This is a genomic window from Antarctobacter sp. (genome assembly GCF_048262615.1).
In the GTDB taxonomy this organism is placed as follows: Bacteria; Pseudomonadota; Alphaproteobacteria; order Rhodobacterales; family Rhodobacteraceae; genus Antarctobacter.
Genome location: NZ_JBLXFB010000004.1, coordinates 1 through 22,463, shown reverse-complemented (window position 1 = coordinate 22,463; position 22,463 = coordinate 1). Strand labels below are relative to the sequence as shown.

21 protein-coding genes and 1 pseudogene are annotated in these 22,463 nt (G+C 62.6%); 14 read left to right on the top strand and 8 right to left on the bottom strand.

Translation table 11 applies throughout. From position 1 onward, the window contains the following. Positions 1–3: 3 nt before the first annotated feature. On the bottom strand, positions 4–1,635 hold the full coding sequence (locus ACN0S5_RS05455; protein WP_417206716.1) for an FAD/NAD(P)-binding protein: 1,632 nt from the start codon (positions 1,633–1,635) through the stop codon (positions 4–6). Between the two features lie 225 nt (positions 1,636–1,860). Between ACN0S5_RS05455 and ACN0S5_RS05450 the strand changes: the two genes are divergently transcribed. From ACN0S5_RS05450 to ACN0S5_RS05430, 5 genes are all read left to right on the top strand, one after another. Further along, a complete protein-coding gene (locus ACN0S5_RS05450) occupies positions 1,861–3,099 on the top strand; it encodes an aspartate kinase (protein ID WP_417206714.1) in 1,239 nt (412 codons plus the stop codon). 230 nt (positions 3,100–3,329) lie between these two features. Further along, positions 3,330–5,582, top strand: a complete 2,253-nt coding sequence (gene ptsP / locus ACN0S5_RS05445) for a phosphoenolpyruvate--protein phosphotransferase (RefSeq protein ID WP_417206712.1) — start codon at positions 3,330–3,332, stop codon at positions 5,580–5,582. Between the two features lie 100 nt (positions 5,583–5,682). Further along, positions 5,683–6,117 carry a c-type cytochrome gene (locus ACN0S5_RS05440; RefSeq protein WP_417206710.1) on the top strand — a complete coding sequence of 145 codons (435 nt, stop codon included), beginning with the start codon at positions 5,683–5,685 and terminating at the stop codon, positions 6,115–6,117. Continuing rightward, positions 6,114–7,424 (top strand): multicopper oxidase family protein, encoded by a 1,311-nt coding sequence (locus ACN0S5_RS05435; protein WP_417206708.1) that lies wholly within the window; start codon positions 6,114–6,116, stop codon positions 7,422–7,424. The genes ACN0S5_RS05440 and ACN0S5_RS05435 overlap by 4 nt, the downstream gene beginning before the upstream one ends. Beyond that, positions 7,421–7,849: a c-type cytochrome gene (locus ACN0S5_RS05430; RefSeq protein ID WP_417206707.1), complete on the top strand. Its 429-nt coding sequence runs from the start codon at positions 7,421–7,423 to the stop codon at positions 7,847–7,849. Before ACN0S5_RS05435 ends, ACN0S5_RS05430 begins: the two co-directional genes overlap by 4 nt. Positions 7,850–8,170: 321 nt before the next feature. On the opposite strand, the gene ACN0S5_RS05425 is transcribed toward ACN0S5_RS05430, so the two are convergent. Both ACN0S5_RS05425 and ACN0S5_RS05420 read right to left on the bottom strand, forming a co-directional pair. After that, on the bottom strand, positions 8,171–8,935 hold the full coding sequence (locus ACN0S5_RS05425; protein ID WP_417206705.1) for an EcsC family protein: 765 nt from the start codon (positions 8,933–8,935) through the stop codon (positions 8,171–8,173). 50 nt (positions 8,936–8,985) lie between these two features. Beyond that, positions 8,986–9,471, bottom strand: a complete 486-nt coding sequence (locus tag ACN0S5_RS05420) for a GNAT family N-acetyltransferase (RefSeq protein ID WP_417206702.1) — start codon at positions 9,469–9,471, stop codon at positions 8,986–8,988. 85 nt (positions 9,472–9,556) lie between these two features. Here ACN0S5_RS05420 and ACN0S5_RS05415 point away from each other — a divergent pair, with 85 nt between their 5' ends. Both ACN0S5_RS05415 and ACN0S5_RS05410 read left to right on the top strand, forming a co-directional pair. Continuing rightward, complete coding sequence (locus tag ACN0S5_RS05415) at positions 9,557–10,162, top strand: flavin reductase family protein (protein ID WP_417206699.1); 606 nt, start codon at positions 9,557–9,559, stop codon at positions 10,160–10,162. 228 nt (positions 10,163–10,390) lie between these two features. Beyond that, positions 10,391–11,044: a CatB-related O-acetyltransferase gene (locus ACN0S5_RS05410; protein ID WP_417206697.1), complete on the top strand. Its 654-nt coding sequence runs from the start codon at positions 10,391–10,393 to the stop codon at positions 11,042–11,044. An 80-nt stretch (positions 11,045–11,124) separates the two neighbouring features. On the opposite strand, the gene ACN0S5_RS05405 is transcribed toward ACN0S5_RS05410, so the two are convergent. Then, positions 11,125–12,759, bottom strand: a complete 1,635-nt coding sequence (locus ACN0S5_RS05405) for a SulP family inorganic anion transporter (RefSeq protein ID WP_417206695.1) — start codon at positions 12,757–12,759, stop codon at positions 11,125–11,127. A 328-nt stretch (positions 12,760–13,087) separates the two neighbouring features. Between ACN0S5_RS05405 and ACN0S5_RS05400 the strand changes: the two genes are divergently transcribed. From ACN0S5_RS05400 to ACN0S5_RS05385, 4 genes are all read left to right on the top strand, one after another. Continuing rightward, complete coding sequence (locus ACN0S5_RS05400) at positions 13,088–13,969, top strand: S-methyl-5'-thioadenosine phosphorylase (protein ID WP_417206694.1); 882 nt, start codon at positions 13,088–13,090, stop codon at positions 13,967–13,969. 10 nt (positions 13,970–13,979) lie between these two features. Then, the gene (locus ACN0S5_RS05395; RefSeq protein ID WP_417206692.1) at positions 13,980–14,660 is read left to right on the top strand and encodes a DUF2927 domain-containing protein; all 681 of its coding nucleotides are present in this window, start codon (positions 13,980–13,982) and stop codon (positions 14,658–14,660) included. A gap of 3 nt (positions 14,661–14,663) precedes the next feature. Further along, positions 14,664–15,284: a LysE family translocator gene (locus tag ACN0S5_RS05390; RefSeq protein WP_417206690.1), complete on the top strand. Its 621-nt coding sequence runs from the start codon at positions 14,664–14,666 to the stop codon at positions 15,282–15,284. 115 nt (positions 15,285–15,399) lie between these two features. Then, positions 15,400–15,939 (top strand): adenine phosphoribosyltransferase, encoded by a 540-nt coding sequence (locus ACN0S5_RS05385; RefSeq protein ID WP_417206689.1) that lies wholly within the window; start codon positions 15,400–15,402, stop codon positions 15,937–15,939. Between the two features lie 188 nt (positions 15,940–16,127). Here the strand turns inward: ACN0S5_RS05385 and phaZ are convergent, their stop codons facing one another. Beyond that, entirely contained in the window at positions 16,128–17,405 is a 1,278-nt protein-coding gene (phaZ, locus tag ACN0S5_RS05380) for a polyhydroxyalkanoate depolymerase (protein WP_417206687.1), read from the bottom strand. 134 nt (positions 17,406–17,539) lie between these two features. Here phaZ and ACN0S5_RS05375 point away from each other — a divergent pair, with 134 nt between their 5' ends. The 3 genes from ACN0S5_RS05375 (at position 17,540) to ACN0S5_RS05365 (ending at position 20,611) form a co-directional block, all read left to right on the top strand. After that, entirely contained in the window at positions 17,540–19,342 is a 1,803-nt protein-coding gene (locus ACN0S5_RS05375) for a PHA/PHB synthase family protein (protein WP_417206685.1), read from the top strand. 122 nt (positions 19,343–19,464) lie between these two features. Then, complete coding sequence (locus tag ACN0S5_RS05370; protein ID WP_417206684.1) at positions 19,465–19,914, top strand: phasin, PhaP; 450 nt, start codon at positions 19,465–19,467, stop codon at positions 19,912–19,914. 241 nt (positions 19,915–20,155) lie between these two features. Beyond that, positions 20,156–20,611, top strand: coding sequence for a phasin, PhaP (locus tag ACN0S5_RS05365; protein WP_417206682.1), 456 nt, complete (start codon positions 20,156–20,158; stop codon positions 20,609–20,611). A gap of 119 nt (positions 20,612–20,730) precedes the next feature. Here the strand turns inward: ACN0S5_RS05365 and ACN0S5_RS05360 are convergent, their stop codons facing one another. The 3 genes and pseudogenes from ACN0S5_RS05360 to ACN0S5_RS05350 form a co-directional block, all read right to left on the bottom strand. Then, on the bottom strand, positions 20,731–21,576 hold the full coding sequence (locus tag ACN0S5_RS05360) for a hypothetical protein (RefSeq protein ID WP_417206680.1): 846 nt from the start codon (positions 21,574–21,576) through the stop codon (positions 20,731–20,733). A 102-nt stretch (positions 21,577–21,678) separates the two neighbouring features. After that, on the bottom strand, positions 21,679–21,945 hold the full coding sequence (locus ACN0S5_RS05355) for a hypothetical protein (protein ID WP_417206678.1): 267 nt from the start codon (positions 21,943–21,945) through the stop codon (positions 21,679–21,681). Between the two features lie 318 nt (positions 21,946–22,263). After that, a pseudogene (locus ACN0S5_RS05350) lies at positions 22,264–22,463 on the bottom strand (succinyl-CoA--3-ketoacid-CoA transferase); the annotation flags it as partial.

Below are 22,463 nucleotides of genomic sequence, written 5' to 3'. Positions count from 1 at the left end.
CCCCTAGCCCAGTCGCGCGATCACCCCCTCTGCCCAGCGGTCGCCCGAAGCGCCGAAACAATCGTGCAACGAATCCGCCGCCACAACGCTGCCAAGTGCCAGTCGACCCAAAAGACAAAGCCCCGGTTTGATCTGGCCGTCAGTACCGATCAACTGCCCATCCTCCACAGTGTCCGCGGCCAGTCCATCGGCAATCGGGCTTAACCACCCCTCGGCCACAAGACCCGCCACAAGGGACTGGGTCACCGACGACAGGTCGGGAGAGGGCAGAACCGCATCGACCATCACCGACGCGGCCTCGGACCGGGGGCCGCATTCAAGGGTCCAGCCCGCCTCTGTCATCTGGATGTCTGGATCGGCGGCAAGCGCCAGATCGACCAATCCGGCGTCGATCAGGGCCGCCAGTTCAAGGCTGGATGACAATGGCGGCCCGTAGGAATAGCGTTTCAATCCTTCATCGAAGCCGACAATGACCTTGGCCGTGTCCGGCGGTGTTCGAGCGGCGTTAAACCCGGTCCGCAATGCATCCTGCCATTTGCGCCAGACCTGCCCAACCGTGTAGCCGATTGTCGGCGCGCTGGACCCGCATGCAATTGAAATGCCCAACCGCAGGGTCTCTTGCGGCCCTTCGCTTTCCTGTTCTCCCGGCGACGTCCATTCCGTATCCAGCCAGTCTGATACCACGTCACGTTCCTCAGCCGCGCCGCAGTCCCGCAGGATACGCGACACCACAGGCACCAGCGCGGCGGTCAGATGCGCTTGGGCCTGCCTTGGCGTGGCGCGCGCCGCCTTGGCTATGGCCCCGTCGAAGGAGGCGGTTTCCTCAGGCAACGGGTCGAACCGCGCATCAAGCGCCTCTGTTCCGGGTTTCGGATAGGGTGGCCGACCGTCCAGCGAAAAGGGCAAGATGCGCGCAGGCTCTTGCCCCGATGCAACGTAACGGCCTTGGTCAAATCGCCCGCCTTGCGCCGTTGTCAGCGCGCGCAAAACGTCAAAGGCCGACAAGGCAAGCCCACGGATGGCGACAGTTTTTCCGGCCCAGTCCGACGCCGCGGCAATCAACCGTTTCGCCGGATAGGCCTGCGCCAGTGCCCCCGCCGACTGTCCGGTGTGGTCTTGCCAGTCGGCCAGTTGATCGTCCGGGGTGACCTCTGGCTGTCCGACGGTCAACAGAACCTCGGCATAGGGGCCGCGCAATTGGCCATCCACCTGCAACATCCAGCCCTTGCTGTCACGGTGCAACGCCGCGACGTGGTGTGTTGATCGGGACACCTTCAGGATGCCAAGGTCCATCAGGTCGGCAAGCCGCGCCTCCAGATAACGGCCCAGATCGGCGCGCGTCGGGAAAGTGTCCGGACCGGGCGCGTCTGTCAGCCAGTCGGCAAAGCTTCCACACCGCGAAAACGCCGGAGGGCGTATCGCGATATCGCGCATCGGAATGTTCAAAAGGCAAATCGGGCTTTCGTCCGGGTCGAAATTGGGGCCAGCGCCACAGGCCGGATAGGCATCGAAGACATCCACAGCCAATGGCGCGGCACCACCTTGCGACTTTGCGGCAAGCGATTCGAGCGCCCCCAGCCCGCGCGGACCCAATCCGATTACCGCAATCTTTGCGGTGGGTTCGCCTGTTTCCATCTTGGCGCTTTCCTTTTGGACAAATGCAACGCAGCCAATCGTTCATGATGCAGGTATCTTGCCCGTCGATTGCCGCAGATCCTGCACCGAAACCGCCCCGCTGTGCCGACCTTACCGGGCGTGTCACCGTTCGGATATCCCCACCGCGCGGACCGCCTGCCAAAGCGCCCTTGCGCAGGCTTGCAACGCAGCGTAAACGCCCACCGATCAAAAGGGGACCGTTCGATGCCCGTGCTCGTGATGAAATTCGGCGGCACCTCTGTCGCCACGCTGGACCGTATCCGCCGCGCCGCCAAGCGTGTGGGCGTTGAGGTGGCCAAGGGCTATGACGTCATTGTCATCGTGTCCGCCATGTCCGGCGAGACCAACAAGCTTGTGGGATATGTCGAGGAAACCTCGCCGCTGTTCGATGCGCGGGAATATGATGCCGTGGTATCGTCGGGCGAGAACGTGACCGCCGGTCTGATGGCGCTGACCTTGCAGGAAATGGATGTGCCCGCGCGCAGTTGGCAGGGCTGGCAGGTGCCGGTCAAGACCACCGGCGTTCACGCCAATGCCCGGATCGAGGACATTCCGACCGACAATATCTCTGCCAAGTTCGCGCAAGGCATGAAGGTCGCCGTGGTCGCGGGGTTTCAGGGCATTTCCCCCGAGGGCCGCATCACCACACTGGGCCGTGGCGGATCGGACACCACCGCCGTGGCCTTTGCCGCCGCCTTTGGCGCGGTCCGCTGTGATATCTATACGGACGTCGACGGCGTCTATACCACCGACCCGCGCATTTGCGAAAAGGCGCGCAAGCTGGACAAGATCGCTTTTGAAGAGATGCTTGAAATGGCCAGCCTCGGTGCCAAGGTGCTGCAAACCCGCTCTGTCGAGCTGGCGATGCGGTTCAAGGTGCCGCTGCGGGTGCTGTCGAGCTTCGAGGAAATGGATGACACGGCGGGAACGCTGGTCTGCGACGAGGAAGAGATCATGGAAAGCAATGTTGTGGCCGGTGTGGCCCATTCCCGCGACGAAGCCAAGATGACCCTTGTTTCGGTCGCCGACCGTCCCGGCATCGCCGCCGCGATCTTTACGCCGCTGGCAGAGGCCGGGGTGAATGTCGACATGATCGTGCAAAACATCTCGGAAGAGGGTCGTACCGACATGACCTTTTCCTGCCCCACAAATCAGGTGGCGCGCGCCGAAAAGGCGATGGAAGAGGCCAAGGCCAAGGGCGAGATCAATTTTCACGGCATCGTTGCCGATACCAATGTGGCCAAGGTTTCGGTCGTGGGCATCGGCATGCGCAGCCACACAGGTGTGGCGGCAAAGATGTTCAAGGTGCTGTCCAACGACGGCATCAACATCAAGGTGATCACCACCTCCGAGATCAAGATCTCGGTGCTGATCGAACGCAAGTACATGGAACTTGCCGTGCAGGCCCTGCACGACGCGTTTGAGCTCGACAAGGCCAGCTAACCCCGCAAGACCGGGGCGGCACGTCGTGCCCGGTTTCATGATTGCCGTTCTCTTGGTCAAGGCATCTAACCAATGCCCGGCCAATTGCGGTCGCTGCTTGATCAAAACGCAGGCGACACCCGCATAGCGGGAATTTTGCGCCTCCAAAGGTGAAAAGCGGTTTCCCTTGCCGGACCGAATGCTCTATTCCTTCGGATCGCATCCACCGGGGACGCGCGGGGGGCAAGCCCATGCCGACAAACACCGAATCGGAAAGCCGCAAGCTGCTTGGCCGTTTGCGCGACACGATGGCCGAAGAAGCCGCCGGTCAGGCGCGGCTGGACAAGATCACCCATCTGACCGCGGATTCGATGGGGACAGAGGTCTGCTCGATCTACCTGTTCCGCGATACCGAGACGCTGGAACTTTGCGCGTCGCAGGGTCTCAAGGCCGAGGCCGTCCACCAGACCCGCATGAAGATGGGCGAGGGCCTTGTTGGCCGCGTCGCCCGCACCGGCAAGACCATCAACAGCGCCGATGCCCCGAAAGAGCGCGGCTTTCGCTTTATGCCCGAAACTGGCGAAGAGATTTATTCCAGCTTTCTCGGCGTGCCGATCCAGCGGCTTGGCTCCAAGCTGGGGGTGCTGGTGGTTCAGTCGAAACAGGCGCGCCAGTTCACCGCCGATGAGGTTTACGCGCTCGAAGTGGTGGCCATGGTGCTCGCCGAGATGAGCGAGCTTGGCGCTTTTGTCGGCGAAGGCGCGGCACTGAAGGCGCGGCACACCCAGTCGATGCTGTTCCGGGGCGGCACCGGACAGGAAGGCAGCGCCATGGGCAACGTCTGGCTGCACGAACCGCGCGTCGTGGTGACAAATCCGGTGGCCGACGACCCGGACAAAGAACTGCACCGCCTGCACGAAGCTGTCGAAACGCTGCGCATCAGCGTCGATGAGATGCTGGCCGGGGCCTCGATGGGCACCTCTGGCGATACCGATCAGGTTCAGGTTCTCGAAGCGTACCGCATGTTCGCCAATTCCAAAGGCTGGATGCGCCGGATGGAAGAGGACATTGGCCGGGGCCTGTCGGCCGAGGCAGCGGTGGAAAAGGAACAAAGCACGGCCCGCGCGCGCATGAGTCAGGTCAACGACACCTACCTGCGCGACCGGCTGCACGACCTTGACGACCTGTCCAACCGCCTGTTGCGCATTCTCACCGGACAGGGCCGCCAGACAGGCGCGGAACTGCCCGAAAACCCGATCCTGATCGCCCGCAACATCGGTCCCGCCGAACTGCTGGAATACAACCGCAAGCTCAAGGGTGTGGTGCTGGAGGAAGGATCGGTCGGCAGCCACGCCGCGATTGTCGCCCGCGCGCTGGCCATTCCGCTGGTGATCCATGCCGAACGCATCACCAACGAGGCCCTGAACGGCGATCAGATCCTTGTCGATGGCGATCAGGGGGTGGTTCACCTGCGCCCCGATGAAACCGTGGTCAGCGCCTTTCGCGACAAGATGGAGATGCAGGCCAAGGCGCAGGAACGCTATGGCTCGATCCGCGAAACGCCCTGCGTCAGCGCCGACGGCGTGCGGATGCAACTGCTGATGAACGCGGGCCTGATGGCCGATCTGCCCTCGTTGCAGGATTCCGGGGCCGAGGGTGTCGGCCTGTTCCGCACCGAATTGCAGTTCCTGATCCGCAACCAGATGCCCAGACGGACCGAGCTGGCGGATCTTTATGCCCGCGTTCTGGACGCCGCCCAAGGCAAGCGCGTGATCTTCCGCACGCTCGACATCGGGTCGGACAAGGTCCTGCCCTACATGAAATCACTGGATGAGCCGAACCCGGCGCTTGGCTGGCGGGCGATCCGGGTAGCGCTGGACCGTCCCGGCGTGATGCGGATGCAGTTGCAGGCGCTTGTGCGCGCCGCAAATGGCCGCCCGCTGACGATCATGTTCCCCTTCATCGCGCAGTATGAGGAATACGCCCGTGCCCGCGACGAGGTGGACAAGGTGCTGGCCCGCGAACGCAAGCTGGGCCATCCGGTGCCGTCCAAGATGGAAGTGGGCACGATGCTGGAGACGCCCAGCCTTGCCTACGCCTCGCAGCGGTTCTTTGAAGAGGTGGAATTCCTGTCGATTGGCGGGAACGACCTCAAGCAGTTCTTCTTTGCCGCCGACCGTGAAAACGAAATGGTCCGCCGCCGTTACGACACGCTGAACGTGTCGTTTCTGAGTTTCATCGAGGACATCGTGGCGCGCTGCAAAAGCTCGGGCACCCCGTTGAGTTTCTGCGGTGAGGACGCCGGTCGCCCGATCGAGGCGCTGTGCCTTGCCGCCATCGGCCTGCGCTCGCTGTCGATGCGCCCTGCCTCTGTCGGACCGGTCAAAAGCCTGCTGATGCGCTATTCGCTCAAAGAGGTCCGCGACGTGATCGAAGAGGCCAAGCTGCGCGGTGAACAATCGGTGCGCCAGTCGGTCATGGACTACCTGCGCGACAATGCCTGAGCGCGCATTCTGACGGCAGCGTGAATTGACAGGCGGCCCCCCGTGCCAGAGCCTCCCCTCATCTTTGCCCGCGCCTGCGGGCTCTTTCGAAAGGCCCCCTATGAAAACCCGTCTCCTGACCACAGTCCTCGTGATTTCCGCAGCCGCCGCGCTGGCCCATGGGGGCGTGAAAAACCCGGATGTTCTCAAACGCATGGACTCGATGAAGGCGACAGGCGAGGCGATGAAAGTACTGGGCAACATGGCCAAGGGAATGGCCCCGTTCGACGCAGAGGCGGCGCGCGCCGCCGCGACCGAGGTCGCTGAACAGGCCGCCCTGACCCCTGTCCTCTTTGACACCCACGCAACCGATCCGAAATCCGAGGCAAAGGCGGTGATCTGGCAGGACTTCGAGGATTTCACCGCCAAGGCAGAGGAACTGGAAAGCGTCGCGCTTGACGTCTCGACCTCTCTCGACAGCGCCGAGGATCTTGGCCCGGCGCTGGCGGAATTGGGATCCGCTTGCAAGGCCTGTCACAGCGTTTACCGCAAATGACGCCGCCCTTTCGGATAGATCGCCGCGGCTTTCTTGCTGCCGGTCTGGCCGCTGCCGCGCTGCCGCGCGTGGCCGCAGGGGCCACGCCGATGGCGCTACGCGCCGAACCCGTGGTCGCCCAGATCCTCGACCCCGGTGACGGGGCCACCCCGATGCTGGGGTTCAACGGTTCGACACCGGGGCCGGAACTGCGGGTGGTCGAGGGCCAGCGCCTGAGCGTCGCGTTCGACAACCAACTGGCCGATCCGACAGCGGTTCACTGGCACGGCATCCGCATCGACAACGCCATGGACGGTGTGCCCGGCCTGACGCAGGACGCGGTGCCGCCGGGGGGCGGTTTTGGCTATGACTTTGTCGCGCCGGACGCGGGCACCTATTGGTATCACTCGCACCATCAAAGCTGGGAACAGGTGGCGCGCGGCCTGTACGGTCCGCTGATCGTGACAGAGACGACGCCGCCCGATGTAGACCGCGACATCACGGTGATCCTCGACGACTGGCGGCTGGAACAAAGCGGAGAGATGGCTGGCGGTTTTGGCAATATGCACGACTTTGCCCACGGCGGCCGGTTGGGGAACTTTGCCAAGGCGATCCTGTCACAGACCACCGTCAACACCGGCGAACGCATCCGCCTGCGCCTGATCAACACCGCGACCGCGCGGATTTTTCCCGTTGCCCTCGAAGGCATCGACGCCCGTATCGTCGCGCTGGATGGCCGCGCGTTGCCAGAGCCGCGCGCTTTGGATCAATTGCGGCTGGCCCCGGCGCAGCGGATTGACGTGATCGGCGATGTGACGGATGTGGTGCGCTTTCTCTTTCCGACACCGGAGCAGGCCTTCGAGATGGGCAAGCTGGCCCTCGGGACCGCCCCAGTCACGGCCAGACGTAGCGCGACCCAGCCCCTGCCCGCCGGACACCGCCCCACACCGGGCGCGCCACGCGCCCTGACCCTGCGGATGGAGGGCGGGGCCATGGGCGGTCGCCATGCGGGTGATGACATCTGGGCCTTCAACGGCATTTCCGGACTGCGCGACGCGCCCTTTGCGCGCTTTGAGCAAGGGGAAACCGCAAGGATCACCCTGATCAACGACACGGCCTTTCCGCATGGCATCCACCTGCACGGGCATCATTTCTATGAACTGGACGCGACGGGCACCCAAGGGGACCTGCGCGACACAACCCTGCTGATGGCCGGAGAGACGCGGGACATCCTGTGCGTCTTTGACAACCCCGGCAAATGGCTGCTGCATTGTCACATGCTGGGGCATCAGGCCTCTGGCATGAAAACATGGGTCGAGGTGGCATGAGAACGGCATTTGCCCTTGTGGCGCTCACCGTTGCCCCGGCATGGGCCGGGCACGAACTGGACACCCGCGATCTGGCCAACGGTCGGGCGCTATATGCGGACAACTGCGCCGCCTGCCACGGCGCCAACCTCGAAGGGCAACCGGACTGGCAAAGCCCCGGCCCGGACGGCGTGCTGCCCGCTCCGCCGCATGACGAAAACGGCCACACCTGGCACCACAGCAACGCGCAACTTTTCGATTACACGCAACTGGGCGGGGCCGAAGTGGTCAAGCGGCTGGGCGTCAAAGGGTTTACCAGCGGAATGCCCGGTTTTGGTGATGCCCTGAGCGACGATGATATCTGGGACATCCTCGCCTATATCCGCTCCACATGGCCGGAACGGGAACGCGACGTACAGGCCGGACGGAACCCGCCGCACGACTAGAGCACTGCGGGTCTGATTTGCGCCATCCCCCTGTCGCGTGTGCGTGTCAGCCAAATGACAACTGGCCGCGAACGGCCGCTTGGCAAAGACAAGGGTACGAAAAAACCCGGTCGCAGCCTTCGGCAAGCGACCGGGTTCAGGACTGTCTACACACATTCGCCCCTACCATTCTGGCCAGAGCGCCACCCGCACTTTCTGTGCGGGCAGATCCCCTGCCCCGTTGCTCTTGGCCGGGCCCGATACGGGACCGACACTCTCGTGGGGCGGGTGGTTTGCAACGAGGCTTTCCGCCCCGATGCGACTCAGATAGCACGGTTAAGCTTAATTCAGTGTTAACCGTGCTTTGACCATTTCCTCTTTCAACTCTCGCACCAGCACCTCACGCGGGATGCCAGAGCGGCGTGACAACGCCAGCAGGCCGAAATGCACCTGCGCCATCTGCTGATAATAGCTGGTATAGGCATAGTTGGTCGCCGCTCCTGCCACCGCACCCAGCACCGGAACGGTCTGGGTCGCCAGCTTTTGGCCCATGGCAATCGACAGCTTGGGCGCGATCCGGGCGATCAGGCTGTAGATCGTCGATCCCGTCACTGTCACCCGCGCCGCCAGAAAACCCATTTCCGCGCCGTCGTCCTCTTCCATCGGGCCTGCCACGGCGAAGACGCTCAGGCATTCGCGGGCAATCTCCGGGTCGCTCGGGTCGAACCCGTGATCCGCCGCAACGCCCTGAATGGCGCGCAACAGCACCGTCACCGTCACCGGCAGTTCCGCCAAAGCAGAGGGCAGCCCGGCCGATCCGCCCGCCGCCCCCATCGCTGTGGCGACCGCCGTGTTGAGCCAGTGTTTCTGGTCCGGCACCACCGAGCGCGACCGCTGCGCCGCATGCATGGCCGCCGTCAACGCGCGCCGGGTCGCCTCTTCCAGCCGGTCCTTGGCCGCGTCGGGCAGCCGTTCCAGCAGGTTGCCCGCATGGCCGCCAATCAGCGACAACACCTGCATCCCCAGTGAATCCGCCTCGCGATAGCGTTTGGCCAAGGCGGCGATTTCAGTCTGGTGCTGCACCACTGGCAGTTTTGTATCGGACACGCGGAAACCCTCCCTGATCCAGTCAAAGATGGGTTCTGACGGGCGCGCGATCAAGCTGCGCGCGTCACCTCACCCGTCACGCCGTCCCATGCACCGGGGGACAGCGGCAGGCCCAGAATGCGGTCCGGGTTGGTCGGCGGCGGCATCTCGACCCCCTCCAGCCGTTCAAATCCAAAGCGCCCGTAGTAGGGCGCATCGCCCACCAGCAGGATACGGGCATAGCCCTGCTCTGCCGCCCGCGCCGAGGTGTCGCGGATCAGCGCCGCGCCCAGCCCCTCGCCCTGCGCAATGGGGTGCACCGCCACCGGACCCAGTAACAAGGCATCATGCGTCCCCACCCGGACCGGCCAATAGCGAATCGCGCCGCCCAGCGTGCCCGCCTCATCCCGTGCCAATCGGCACAGCGCGGCAACCGGGGCCACGTCGTCGCGCAGGCGATACGACGACAGGGCAGAACGGCCCGGCGCAAAGGCCAGGTCGAACAGCGCCTCGACTTCCCACCAGTCGTCTGGCGTTTCCTGTGCAAGTGTGAACACTGCCCGACTGCCTCCAACCCACGTGCATTTCCGCGCAAGGCCGCGTATCACGCGCAAAACCCACGCGCAAACAGGAGCACGATCCTTGTTCTATCGCCCCGAAGACGGCCACGGCCTGCCTCACAACCCGTTCAATGCCATCGTGACCCCGCGGCCCATCGGCTGGATCTCGACCCGTGGCAGCGACGGCCACGACAATCTGGCCCCCTACAGCTTTTTCAACGCGGTCGCCTATTTCCCGCCGCAGGTGATGTTCTCCTCAACCAGCGCCAAGCCGGACCGGGGCGACACCAAGGACAGCGTCAGCCAGATTCGCGAGACCGGCGTCTTTTGTGTCAACATCGTGGAATACGCGATGAAAGACGTGATGAACCAGACGTCCGGCCCGTGGGACCGCGAGGTTGACGAGTTCGAACTTGCGGGCATCGAAAAGGCCGAGTGCGACACCATCAACTGCGCCCGCGTGGCCGCTGCACCCGCAAACCTCGAATGCAAGCTGACGCAGATCGTGCAACTGCCCGGTGAGGCGAATTTCGCCGTCTTCGGCGAGGTCACAGGTGTGCATATGCGCGATGACTGTATCGTGGACGGCATCTTTGACGTGCTGCGCTACAACCCGCTCAGCCGGATGGGCTATCGCGACTATACCGTGGTGCGCGAGAAGTTCAGCCTGAACCGACCGGGCGAGTAGCGTCGGGCGCGACAGGTGGGCGGGGTCATGTCTCCAAACGGAGGCGTGATCGCCCCCTCCCATTCCGGCCGTTTGGCCTGCCAAGGCATGCCTCCCATGCGTATTCTCATGTCGCTTGGCCCTCGAAATCGGCGGCATGATGTGGTATCGGACCGGCAAAGTAATGGAGGCACCGATGGACCAGCACCTTTGAACCCCTGACATTATCCAGCGTTCAAAGGAGGCATCATGCCTGTTCCATCCCCTCTGCCCGGGGCCGATACGGCCTATCCCATCATCCTGCCCGACGGCAGCCCGCATCGCGGCACCGTCTATCTGAAAAACGTGATCGACCATCCGCGCTTTGAGGTCGGCGATTTCACCTATGCCTCGGACTTTGATCCGCCAGAAGACTGGGCGACCCGGCTTGCCCCCTACCTGTTCCCCTTCAGTCAGGAGAAACTGACAATCGGCAAATATTGCCAGATCGCCCATGGCGTGCGTTTCATCGGCAGTTCCGCCAACCATGCAACCGACGGGATCAGCACCTTTCCATTCGCGGTCTTCGATCCCGACACGATGCTGGGCTATCAGCCTGACACACGAGACATGGTGATTGGCCATGATGTCTGGATTGGCTACGGCGCGATGATCCTGCCGGGGGCCCGCATCGGCAACGGTGTGATCGTCGGCGCGGGTGCCGTGGTGCGCGGCGCGGTCCCCGACTATGCCATCGTCACCGGCAACCCGGCTCAGGTGGTCAGGATGCGCTTTGCACCGGATGAGATTGCGGCGCTCACCGCGCTTGGCTGGTGGGACTGGCCGCCAGAGGCGGTCGCCGCCGCGCGTCCGGCCCTTGAGGCGGGCGACATTGCCGCGCTTCAGAAACACGCGCCCGCCTGAACGGTCCGACAAAGCAAAAAGGGCGTCCCGTGGGACGCCCTTGGAAACCCTTCACGGAGATTTGCATAATCGGGGGGGCCTCAGTGCCCGCCCAGAATGCCCGTCCGCACGTGATAATCCACCGCGATTTCGTAATCGGGGTCATCGTCGCTGTCGATCATCAGGTGCCCTGCCTTGTTCAGCAAACGGTGGCAATCGCGGCTCAGATGACGCAGCTTGATCTGTTTGCCCGCCGCCTCGTATTTGCCTGCCAGGGCTTCGATCGCCTGCAAGGCAGACTGGTCCACCACGCGGCTTTCCTTGAAGTCGACAATCACGGTATCGGGGTCATTCTCGATATCAAACAGCTCTCCAAACCCTTCGGAAGAGCCAAAGAACAGCGGGCCGCGGATCTCATAGACCTTGGCCCCCAGATCCGTGACCGACTCGCGCGTGTGGGCGTCGATGCGGCGCGCGTTGTTCCAAGCATAGGCCAGCGCGGAGACGATCACACCCACGACAACGGCAACGGCAAGGTCCTCCATCACCGTGACGACGGTCACCAGAAGGATCACAAAAGCATCCATCAGCGGCACTTTTGTCAGGATCGTCAGAGAGTTCCACGCAAAGGTGCCGATCACGACCATGAACATCACCCCGACCAGCGCCGCCAGCGGAATCAATTCGATCAGAGGGGAGGCGAAAAGGATGAAGATCAGCAGGAACAGCGCGGCCGCGATCCCGGCCACCCGCGTCCGCGCGCCGGATTTCACGTTGATCATCGACTGACCGATCATTGCGCAGCCGCCCATGCCGCCGAAAAACCCGGTCAGGACGTTCGCCGCGCCCTGTGCCAAACATTCCTGACTGGCACCGCCGCGCTTGCCGGTCATCTCGCCGACAAGGTTCAGCGTCAGCAGCGATTCAATCAGCCCGATTGCGGCAAGGATCACCGCATACGGCAGGATGATCTCAAGGGTTTCCAGATTGAACGGCACCGCCGGCAAATGAAAGGTCGGCAACCCGCCCTGGATCGAGGCAAGGTCGCCCACGCGCGGCACGTCCAGCCCAAAGCCGATCACCAGCGCCGCCACGATGAAAATACCGACCAGCGGCGCAGGCACCACTTTGCTGATCTTGGGCATCACCCAGATGATGACCATGGTCAGCGCCGTCAGGCCCAGCATCATGTATAGCGGCGTACCCGACAGCCATTCGCCGCCGCCAACACCGTGCCCGGTATTTTCCATTGTTCCCGGCACCTTGAACTGGCCCATCTGTGCCAGAAAGATCACGATGGCCAGCCCGTTCACAAAGCCTAGCATCACCGGATGCGGCACAAGGCGGATAAACTTGCCCCATTGCAGCGCGCCCGCGATCAACTGGAGCAGGCCCATCAGCACCACCGTGGCAAAGAGGTATTCCACCCCGTGCTGCGCCACCAGCGCCACCATGACAACGGCCAAGGCCCCGGTCGCCCCCGAGATCATTCCGGGACGCCCGCCAATCAGCGCCGTCACCAGACCAACGAGGAAAGCCGCGTAAAGCCCCACCAAGGGGTGAACTCCCGCCACAAAGGCAAAAGCCACCGCCTCGGGCACCAGCGCCAGTGCCACGGTCAAGCCAGCCAGCAGTTCGATCCGCCACCGGGCCGGTGTCAGCTTTTCGTCCGGCATCAGCGACAGATCGGGCAAAGCTAGGCGATTGGCGAAAGTCGCCAGAATGGCTTTTCTCATCGGGACGGTCCTCATGTTCGCGCAAACAGGCCATACTGCAATGCAGCATGGTTGGCCACCCATCAGGCGGCCCGGTCAGCAAGCCAGCCGTTTAGCGCGCTTTGCACCCAAGTTCACGGCCTTTTTGTGTTGGCGTGGCCACACAGACCGCAGGGCTTTGGGCCAGCGGCGGCGGGGCCAGACCTGCATGCGCCCTCTATGGTCGCTCTGCGTCACGACAAAATTCCCTTGCAGACGCCTTCGCCGCTTGCTCCAACCTTGCCCGATAATGAATAACGGACACCAAAGGTCCACCGCTGCGGGGCCGCGAGGCAAGAGGATAACAGCCATGACAGACACCATGATCGGCGTGATCGGCGGGTCGGGCATCTATGATATCGACGGGTTGGAAGGGGCCGAATGGCGCGCTGTGGACAGCCCTTGGGGTACACCCTCGGACGAGATCCTGACCGGCACTCTGGAAGGCGTGAAGATGGCCTTTCTGCCCCGCCACGGGCGCGGCCATGTGCACAGCCCGACCACCGTCCCCTACCGCGCCAATATCGACGCGCTGAAACGGATCGGGGTCACGGATGTGATTTCCGCCTCGGCCTGCGGGTCGTTCCGGGAAGAGATGGCGCCGGGGGATTTTGTCATTGTCGACCAGTTCATCGACCGCACCTTTGGCCGTGAGAAATCCTTTTTCGGAACGGGCTGCGTGGCGCATGTCTCGGTGGCGCATCCGACCTGCCCGCGCCTTGGCGATGCCTGCTATACCGCCGCGCAGGACGCCGGGATCACCGTACACAAGGGCGGCACCTATCTGGCAATGGAAGGGCCGCAGTTCTCGACCCTCGCGGAATCCAGGATGTACCGTGAGGTCTGGGGCTGCGACGTGATCGGCATGACCAACATGCCAGAGGCCAAGCTCGCCCGCGAGGCAGAGCTTTGCTATGCCTCCATCGCCATGGTGACGGATTACGACAGCTGGCACCCGGACCACGGCGCGGTGGACATCACCGACATCATCAAGACCCTGACCGGCAACGCCGACAAGAGCCGTCAGATGATCCGCCGCCTTCCTGCCCTCTTGGGGGCCGACCGCGCGCCCTGCCCGCACGGCTGCGACCGCGCGCTGGAATACGCCCTGCTCACCGCTCCGGAAAAACGCGACCCTGCCCTGCTGGCCAAGCTTGATGCGGTGGCGGGCCGGATGCTGGGCGGCAACTGAGCCTTTTGCGATGCTGCGTGCCTTCCTCTTTGGTCTGATGCTGCTTGCCCCGCCCTGCGCGGCGGCAAGCGCCGAGGACTATGTCGAAACCGAGGGACTGCTGAGCGATGATGACTTCTACCGCCTCGTCGCCTGCGCCGCCCCGCCCGGAGAGCCCTGCCGCAAGGCTCTTGTGCGCTGGCCGGTCGACCGCCCGCTGCGCGTGCAACTGACACAGATCGACCGTGTCTTTCTTGGCGGTAAGCAGAAGCGCGCGCGCGCCGCGCTGGTGCGGGCGATCAAGTTCATCAACCGGGCGGGTGCAGGGATCACCCTGCGGCAGGTCAGTCCGGGGGCCGAGGCGGACATATGGATCTACCTGATCGACACCGATGGCGAGGCGCCGATTGACGGCACCGGGATCGAGGGCGTGGACGGGGCCACAGTCACCGGCGCGCGGGTCATTGTCTGGTCGCGCAGCGGAACCGGAGAGATCCAGCGCGCGCGCATCATCTTTGGCACCCGGCTGAACATCCGCCACTACGAATCCGCCATGATCGAGGAGTTGACGCAGGCGCTTGGCCTGTTGACCGACATTCGCAACCCGGCGTACCTCGGGACGTCGATCTTTTCCCAGGACGACAATGAATCCAAGGATCTGGGCGCGCAGGACCTGATGGCGCTGCGCCGCCACTATCCGCCGCAGGAGTAAACCATGGACCTGAACCTCTGGCTGGCCTTTGTCGCCGCCTCCACCGCGCTGCTGCTGATCCCCGGCCCCACCGTCCTGCTGGTCCTGTCCTATGCCCTCAGCAAGGGGCGCTCGGTTGCCGTCGCCTCGGCCGCCGGAGTGGCCAGCGGCGATTTCATCGCCATGAGCCTGTCGCTGGCGGGGCTGGGCGCGCTGGTCGCCGCCTCCGCCACGTTGTTCACGATCCTGAAGTGGGCTGGTGCCGCCTATCTGGTCTGGCTGGGCGTGAAGCTGATCCGCTCCGCCCCCAGCAAGGGACTAAGCCTGCCCGCGACAGAGGTCACGGCGCGCGGCGTGTTTGCACACAACATGGCGGTGACTGCGCTCAACCCCAAAAGCATCGCCTTTTTCATTGCCTTCGTGCCGCAGTTTGTTGCAACCGATGCACCGCTGCTGCCGCAATTCGCCGTTCTGGTCACGACCTTTGTCACCCTCGCCGCGCTCAACGCGCTGGCCTATGCGCTGGCCGCCGACCGGCTGCGGCGGATGATCTCGCGCCCTTCGGTTCTGACCGGGCTGACGCGGGCCGGTGGGGCCACTCTGATCGGCATGGGCCTGCTGACCGTAACGCTGCGCCGCGCCTGAACCCCTCACCCCGCAGCGCCTCCCGCCGTGGACAGGGATTCGCCGCCGCCAGAAGGCTTGCCAACGCGCCCTGTCCCGCGCTACCGCAAGGGCGGCGTCTGACTGAGGAGTGCCCATGCCGCGCAAGACCGAGATCAAGGACTACATCCGGACCATCGTCGACTTCCCGCACGAGGGAATCATGTTCCGCGATGTGACCACGCTGTTTGCCGACCCGCGCGGGTTTCGCATGGCCATCGACCAGTTGCTGCACCCCTATGCGGGTGTGCGGTTCGACAAGGTCGTGGGACTGGAAGCGCGCGGCTTTATCCTTGGCGGTGCCGTGGCGCACCAGTTGTCCGCAGGCTTTGTCCCGATCCGCAAGAAGGGCAAACTGCCGGGTGCCGTGATTTCTGAGGACTACCAGCTGGAATATGGCGAGGCCGTGGTGGAAATCCACGATGACGCGATTCAAGCCGGTGAAAAGGTGTTGTTGGTCGATGACCTGCTGGCCACCGGCGGCACGGCAGAGGCCGGTATCAAGCTGGTCGAACGGCTGGGTGGCCAGATTATCGGCTGCGCCTTTGTCATCGACCTGCCGGAACTTGGGGGCCGCAAGCGGCTGGAGGCGATGGATATGGACGTCCACGCCCTCTGCGCCTTCGACGGTCATTGACCGCGCGCGCCGCTGGTCCCGACAATACAAAAGGCCGGACATCATCGGATGCCGGCCTTTTTATTGCAGCGCTTCGTCCGGTGCCCCCTATCGACAACAGCGCCAAACCGGAGGACGGCGCGCTGTGCGCGCAAGGACGACGATAGCAGCGCGCGCCGTGAGGCGCGCCCTGTTGGATCAAGGCCGGTTCAGCGGTGATCCGCCAGATTGACGGCCACCGGACCGGGCTTTTCCTGCCCGGAATTGGCGTCGATGAACTCCAGCACCAGCGGCCGGATGTTGTTGCGCCAGCTCTTGCCCGCGAAAATACCATAGTGGCCGGCACCCGGCTCCAGATGGCTGGCCTTTTTCTCATCCGGCAAGCCGGTGCAAAGATCCAGCGCGGCGACACACTGGCCGGGGGCCGAGATGTCGTCCTTGGCACCTTCGACGGTCTTGACCGCGACATTCGTGATCGCGCCGATGTCCACCTTGTGGCCGTCGACGACGAACTCGTTCTTGGCGATTTCGCCATTTTTGAAAATCCGCTCCACCGTTGACAGGTAGAATTCGGCGGGCATGTCCATCACGGCAAGGTATTCGTCGTAGAATCGGTTGTGCGCGTCGTGGTCCGAGGCCTCGCCCCGTGCGACGCGACCGATCTGATCCTGAAACGCGGCAGAGTGCCGCTCTGCGTTCATCGACATGAAGGACGCCAGTTGCAGCAGGCCCGGATAGACCATCCGGCCCACCCCCTTGGACTTGAAGCCGACTCGCTGAATCATTGTCTCTTCGAGTTGCCCCATTGTCACGCGGCGGCCAAAGTCGGTCACATCCGTCGGCGTCGCGTCCGGGTCGATTGGCCCGCCGATCAGGGTCAGTGTGCGCGGCTGCGCATCGGGGTCCAGCTCGGCCAGATAGGCAGTCGCCGCCAGCGTCAGCGGGGCCGGTTGGCAGACCGCAATCACGTGGGTGTCCGGCCCCAGATGGCGCATGAAGTCCATCAGGTAGAGCGTGTAATCCTCGATATCGAACTTGCCGCAGCTCACCGGAATGTCGCGGGCGTTGTGCCAGTCCGTGACATAGACTTCGCAATTTACGATGAGCGACTTGACGGTTGAACGCAAAAGCGTGGCATAGTGGCCCGACATTGGAGCGACCAGCAGGATCTTGCGCGGCTGTTCGGCACGACCGGAGACGTTGAAATGTATAAGGTTGCCAAAGGGTTTTTCCACCACGGTGGCGATATCGACAAGGTGGTCCTTGCCGTCTTCGCAGGTGAAGGTATGGATGCCCCAGTCCGGCTTGACCACCATACGTTCAAAGGTCCGTTCGGTAACGGCACCCCAGGCTGCCATCCAGGTCAACGCCGGATTAGGAACAGCAGCGAAAATCGGGTAAGATGCAAGTGTGCGCGCGGTCGCGCCCATCCAGGCATTCGTGTTGCGAATGCTTTCCATCAGGTCGTAGGTGGCCATGTAGCGCACGACGGCTGCTCCTTTTCGTTTCGTGGGGTCGGCGGGTATCCGCAAACCCAAGCCCGAGCCAATTCGTCGCTTTGCCCCCCGAAACCCACGACGGTAGTTTCTGCAACTGCGAAGGATAGGGGGATTTAGTTCCGATGACAATAAACGAGGTTGCCGCAGGCGAAAGTCGTGCGCGGCTGGAGGAGAACCTTGATAGAGTTGAAGAACTCAGCAAGCGACTTGTTTCGGCACTGACCCGACGCCACCCGACGCCGCAGGCGTTGAATGGTCCCGACAGCGCGCTGTATGCCAAGGCGGCGCAGGCCTATGTTCAGGAATGGGTGAACAACCCTGCCAAACTGATCGAGCAACAGGTCAGCTTTTGGGGCAAGACCGTCACCACCTTTGTCGAGGCCCAGCAGCAGCTGGCGCGCGGCAAGCTGGAGGCCCCCGAGGATCCCGGCCCCAGCGACAAACGTTTCAAGAACCCGCTTTGGGACAACCACCCCTATTTCAACTACGTCAAGCAGCAGTATCTCATCAACGCCGACGCCATTCATCAGGCCGTCGATGCGATCGAGGACATGGACGAAAAGGAAAAGCGTCGGCTGCGGTACTTCAGCCAGCAGATCGTCGACATGTTCGCCCCCACCAACTTCCTTGCCACCAACCCCGACGCATTGATGAAAGCCGTCGAGACAGAGGGTGAAAGTCTGGTGCGCGGATTGGAAAACCTTGTCGCGGACCTTGAGGCCAACAATGGCGAACTGGTGGTGCGGCTGGCGGATGATAATGCCTTTGAGATCGGCGAGAACATCGCCACCGCGCAGGGCGAAGTGATCTATCGCAACCGCATGATGGAAGTGATCCAGTACAGCCCCACCACCGAGCAGGTTCAGGAAACCCCGGTGGTTCTGTTCCCGCCCTGGATCAACAAGTTCTATATCCTCGATCTCAAGCCTCAGAACAGCATGATCCGTTGGGTCGTCGATCAGGGGTATACCCTGTTTGTTGTCAGCTGGATCAACCCGGACGCCAAGTATCGCGATGTCGGGCTGGAGGCCTATGTCGAAGAGGGTTTCCTGAAAGCCATCGAGATCGCCAAGGATGTCTGCGACGTCGATAAGGTCAATGCGGTCGGTTACTGCATCGCCGGCACAACGCTCAGCCTGACCTTGTCGCTGATGAAAAAGCGCGGCGACAAATCCGTGCGCTCGGCCACGTTCTTCACCGCGCTCACCGACTTCAGCGATCAAGGCGAATTCACGCCCTTCCTGCAAGACGACTTTGCCGATGGCATCGAAGAGGAAATCAATCAGGAAGGTATCCTGCCCTCCTTCATCATGGCGCGCACCTTTTCGTTCCTGCGCTCCAACGACCTGATCTACGGGCCTGCAATCCGGTCCTACATGATGGGTGAGACACCGCCCGCCTTTGACCTGCTGTACTGGAATGGCGACGGCGCCAACCTGCCCGGTCGCATGTTCAGCCAGTACCTGCGCGGCCTGTGCCAGCGCAATGAATTCGCCGAAGGCACGTTCGAGATGTTCGGAGAGACCTTGAGCGTCAAGGATGTGGATGTCCCGGTGATGTCCATCGCGACAGAGACCGATCACATCGCCGCCGCGCGGGACGTGTATCGCGGGGTGCAGTTGATGGGCTCACGCTCCAAGCAATTTGTCATGGGACAGTCCGGCCACATCGCCGGCATCGTCAACCCACCGTCCAAGGGCAAATACGGGCACTACGTGCTCGAAGACATGAGCCTTGATTTCGAAGGCTGGAAAAAGACCGCAGAGTTCCATGACGGCTCTTGGTGGCCGCACTGGGAAGCCTGGCTGAAGAAGCGGTCAGGCAAGAAAGTACCGGCCCGCATTCCCGGTGATTCGGGCTATGAACCGATCTGTCCGGCACCCGGAACCTATGTGAAACTGAAGGCCGCGAAGCAAATTCAATAGCTTGCGTGTCATATGCTGCGGCGCAGAATTTCACTTGAAATGCTGCGCCGCAGCATGCATATTCTTGATAGCTGCTGAACACGGGGCGGGCCCGAGACAGCGACAGACAAGGATTTATCAAGATGGCACAGACTCAGGACTTCACCGCGATGATGAAAGACATGATGGGCGCATTCCCCATCGACACGAAGGCAATGGAAGGCGCGTTCAAAACCACCGCCGCCATGAACGAAAAGCTGTCTTCTGTTGCGCTGGAAGCCGCCGAAAAGTCCGCCGACCTGTCGGCAACCTGGACCAAAGGCACGCTGTCCAAACTGGCCGACATGTCCAAAGCCAAGGCTGAACCTGCTGACTACGCCAAAGCCGTGACCGACTTTGCTTCGGCTCAGGCCGAAGTGGCTGCCGAGAACATGGCCGCATTTGCCGAGATCGCCAAGAAGGTCCAGATGGACACCGTCGAACTGCTGATGGCCGCTGGCAAGGACTTCTCCGAAGACGCCACCGCCGCCGTCAAGAAAGCCACCGACGAGATGACCGCGACCGCCAAGAAAGCGACCGCAGCAGCCAAGTAATTTCGGTTTCGACCGAAACAGAAATTGCGCCCTCTCCTCCCAATCAGGCGCAATGTCCTGGGGCAGGATCTTCGGATCCTGCCCCTTTTTCTTTGCCTGCGTTGATCGTGCTCCAGGCGCAATTTTCCTCGACTTTTTGACGCACCGCAGAGGTTCCCCTTGAAATGCTGCACCGCAGCATCCATCTTCTCATCAGTACCAAACGCCGCCCCGGCAACACCAGAATCAAGGACCTGAACAAATGACAAAGACCGACGATTTCTCCGCCATGATGAAAGACATGATGGGCGCATTCCCCGTGGACACCAAAGCCATGGAAGGCGCATTCAAGACCACCGCCACGCTGAGCGAAAAGCTGTCCAGCGTCGCGCTGGAAGCCGCCAAGAAGTCGACCGAGCTGTCGGCCGCCTGGACCAAGGACACACTGGCCAAGATGGCCGACATGTCCAAAGCCAAGGCAGAGCCCGCTGACTATGCAAAGGCGCTGTCCGACTTCGCTTCGGCGCAGGCCGAAATCGCCGCCGAGAACGCCAACAACTTTGCCGAGATCGCCAAGAAAGTTCAGATGGACACCGTCGAACTGCTGATGGCCGCTGGCAAGGATTTCTCGCAGGACGCCTCGGCCGCCGTCAAGAAAGCCACGGACGACGTTGCAGCGAACGCCAAGAAAGCGACCGCCGCAGCCAAAGCCAAGTAATTCGACCCAGGTCGAACCGGCATTTGCGCCCTCTCCTCCCAAATCGGGCGCAATGAGATGGGGCAGGGTCTTCGGATCCTGCCCCGTTTTTATGGCCGCTGTCGCATCCTGACGACGACCTAGCGGCACCCTCCCATCACGTAGCGTCCCACCGCCTCATACAGCTCGTATGAGACCTCGCCATTGATCGGCCCGGCATAGCCGCCCGCGGTGCGGAAATACTCCTGCCACACATAAGGTTCGAGCCGGACAGCGGACATCAGGTCGGCGACGATCTCTGTGTCTGGAACCGATTGCCCGCACCGCACATAGGCGCGGTTCCAAAGACCCCAGGTCACATCCTCGACGGTGGCCTCCGGGTGCGCAATGACGCGGGAACAGCCAGTTACGCGCTCCTGCCAGTCCGACGCATTGCCGCAAATCTCCCGCACATGACCGAAATCCCACGGGTCCATCGCCGCTGCGCCGTGACCGCCGAGGGCCGCTCCGGCATAGTTGGTCGCCCAATTTGTGACCTGATCACCGCATTTGCCCAGATCGATCGCAAACACCAAGCCGTCTTGCTCAGAATACCGGAGGTTGGTCCACGTAAGATCACCGTACAATTGGTGTTCACGCCCGGTATGATCGGGGTAGACGCCATAATCACACCGCCGCCAGTTGCCGCTCGGATCCGGATTCCACCCGATCCAGTAGCCATGAAACGGCGTCTGCCCCCGGATGATCGGATTGTTCGGGTCCAGCATCACATAGACGGCGTCCGGATCGACATAGAGCGTCAGGCGCAATGACCGGATATCAAGGCGCGCATATTCGGTCCCGGTCTGATCGACGACATCCCCGACAATCTCGACATCGCCAAGGTAGTTGCCGTTTTGATCGTAAAGCGGGTCAACTCCATCGGCCATCGCGGGGCCGGCACAGGCCAAGACCACCGCAACCGCCACGTTTCGCAAAAAGCCCATCATGGATCTCCTATCCATTCAAGCGTTTGACGTGACTTCATTGCCCGGCCCGCCGTCACTGGCGGGCCGGGCATAAAGTCGGTTATCCGCGGTCGCGGCGCACTATTCGTTGCGCAACTCCGCGCTTTCCGGGCAGTCATTGCCGCTGTCGTAGGTCGGCAGGATGATGACATAGGCATAGTCGTCAGAGCCGCTGCCCTCCGGATTGGGGATGGCATAGGACATCCCCCATTTGGACTCTGGCAGCCCCCTGCTGCCGCCATCGGCGCCGGTAAACGCCCCTGTAGAGTTGTACCAGCAGGTCAGGGGGCTGGCGGAAACGGCAGAGGCACACAGGCTGCAAACAAGCGCGATAACAAATGAACGCATCGGATATCCTTTCAAACTGTCGGTTTTGAAAATAATGTCAGGCGGGCAACCGATGACAGGCGCAGTTGTCCCGCCATCACGGTTCCTCCCGCGCGCGCAACGGCGCAACCGATTTATGCGCCGGTCTTGAGAATTCACTGAAAATGCAATTTTTCCGAAAGCGAGGAAAAGGGTGATCGCCCATGACGTGCGTCACTCAGGCGATTCCATCGGCGGCGCGACGACAGGCCATCGCGTTTGCGGGCACCCGGTCAGCTTCACCGCCGCCCTACCCTTGGGCCTTGCCCCGCATCCGAAACGGCGCGGGGCAAGGGGGGGTTACAGGATTGTCGCCTGGGTGGCGGCGCGCAGGTCTTGCTCGCTGATACCCTCGGCGGTCTCGACGATCTGCAAGCCGCCCTCGACCACGTCCAGCACGCCGAGGTTGGTGATGATGCGGTCGACCACGCCCTTGCCGGTCAGCGGCAGGGTGCATGCCTTCAGCACCTTGCTGTCGCCGTGCTTGTTGGTGTGGTCCA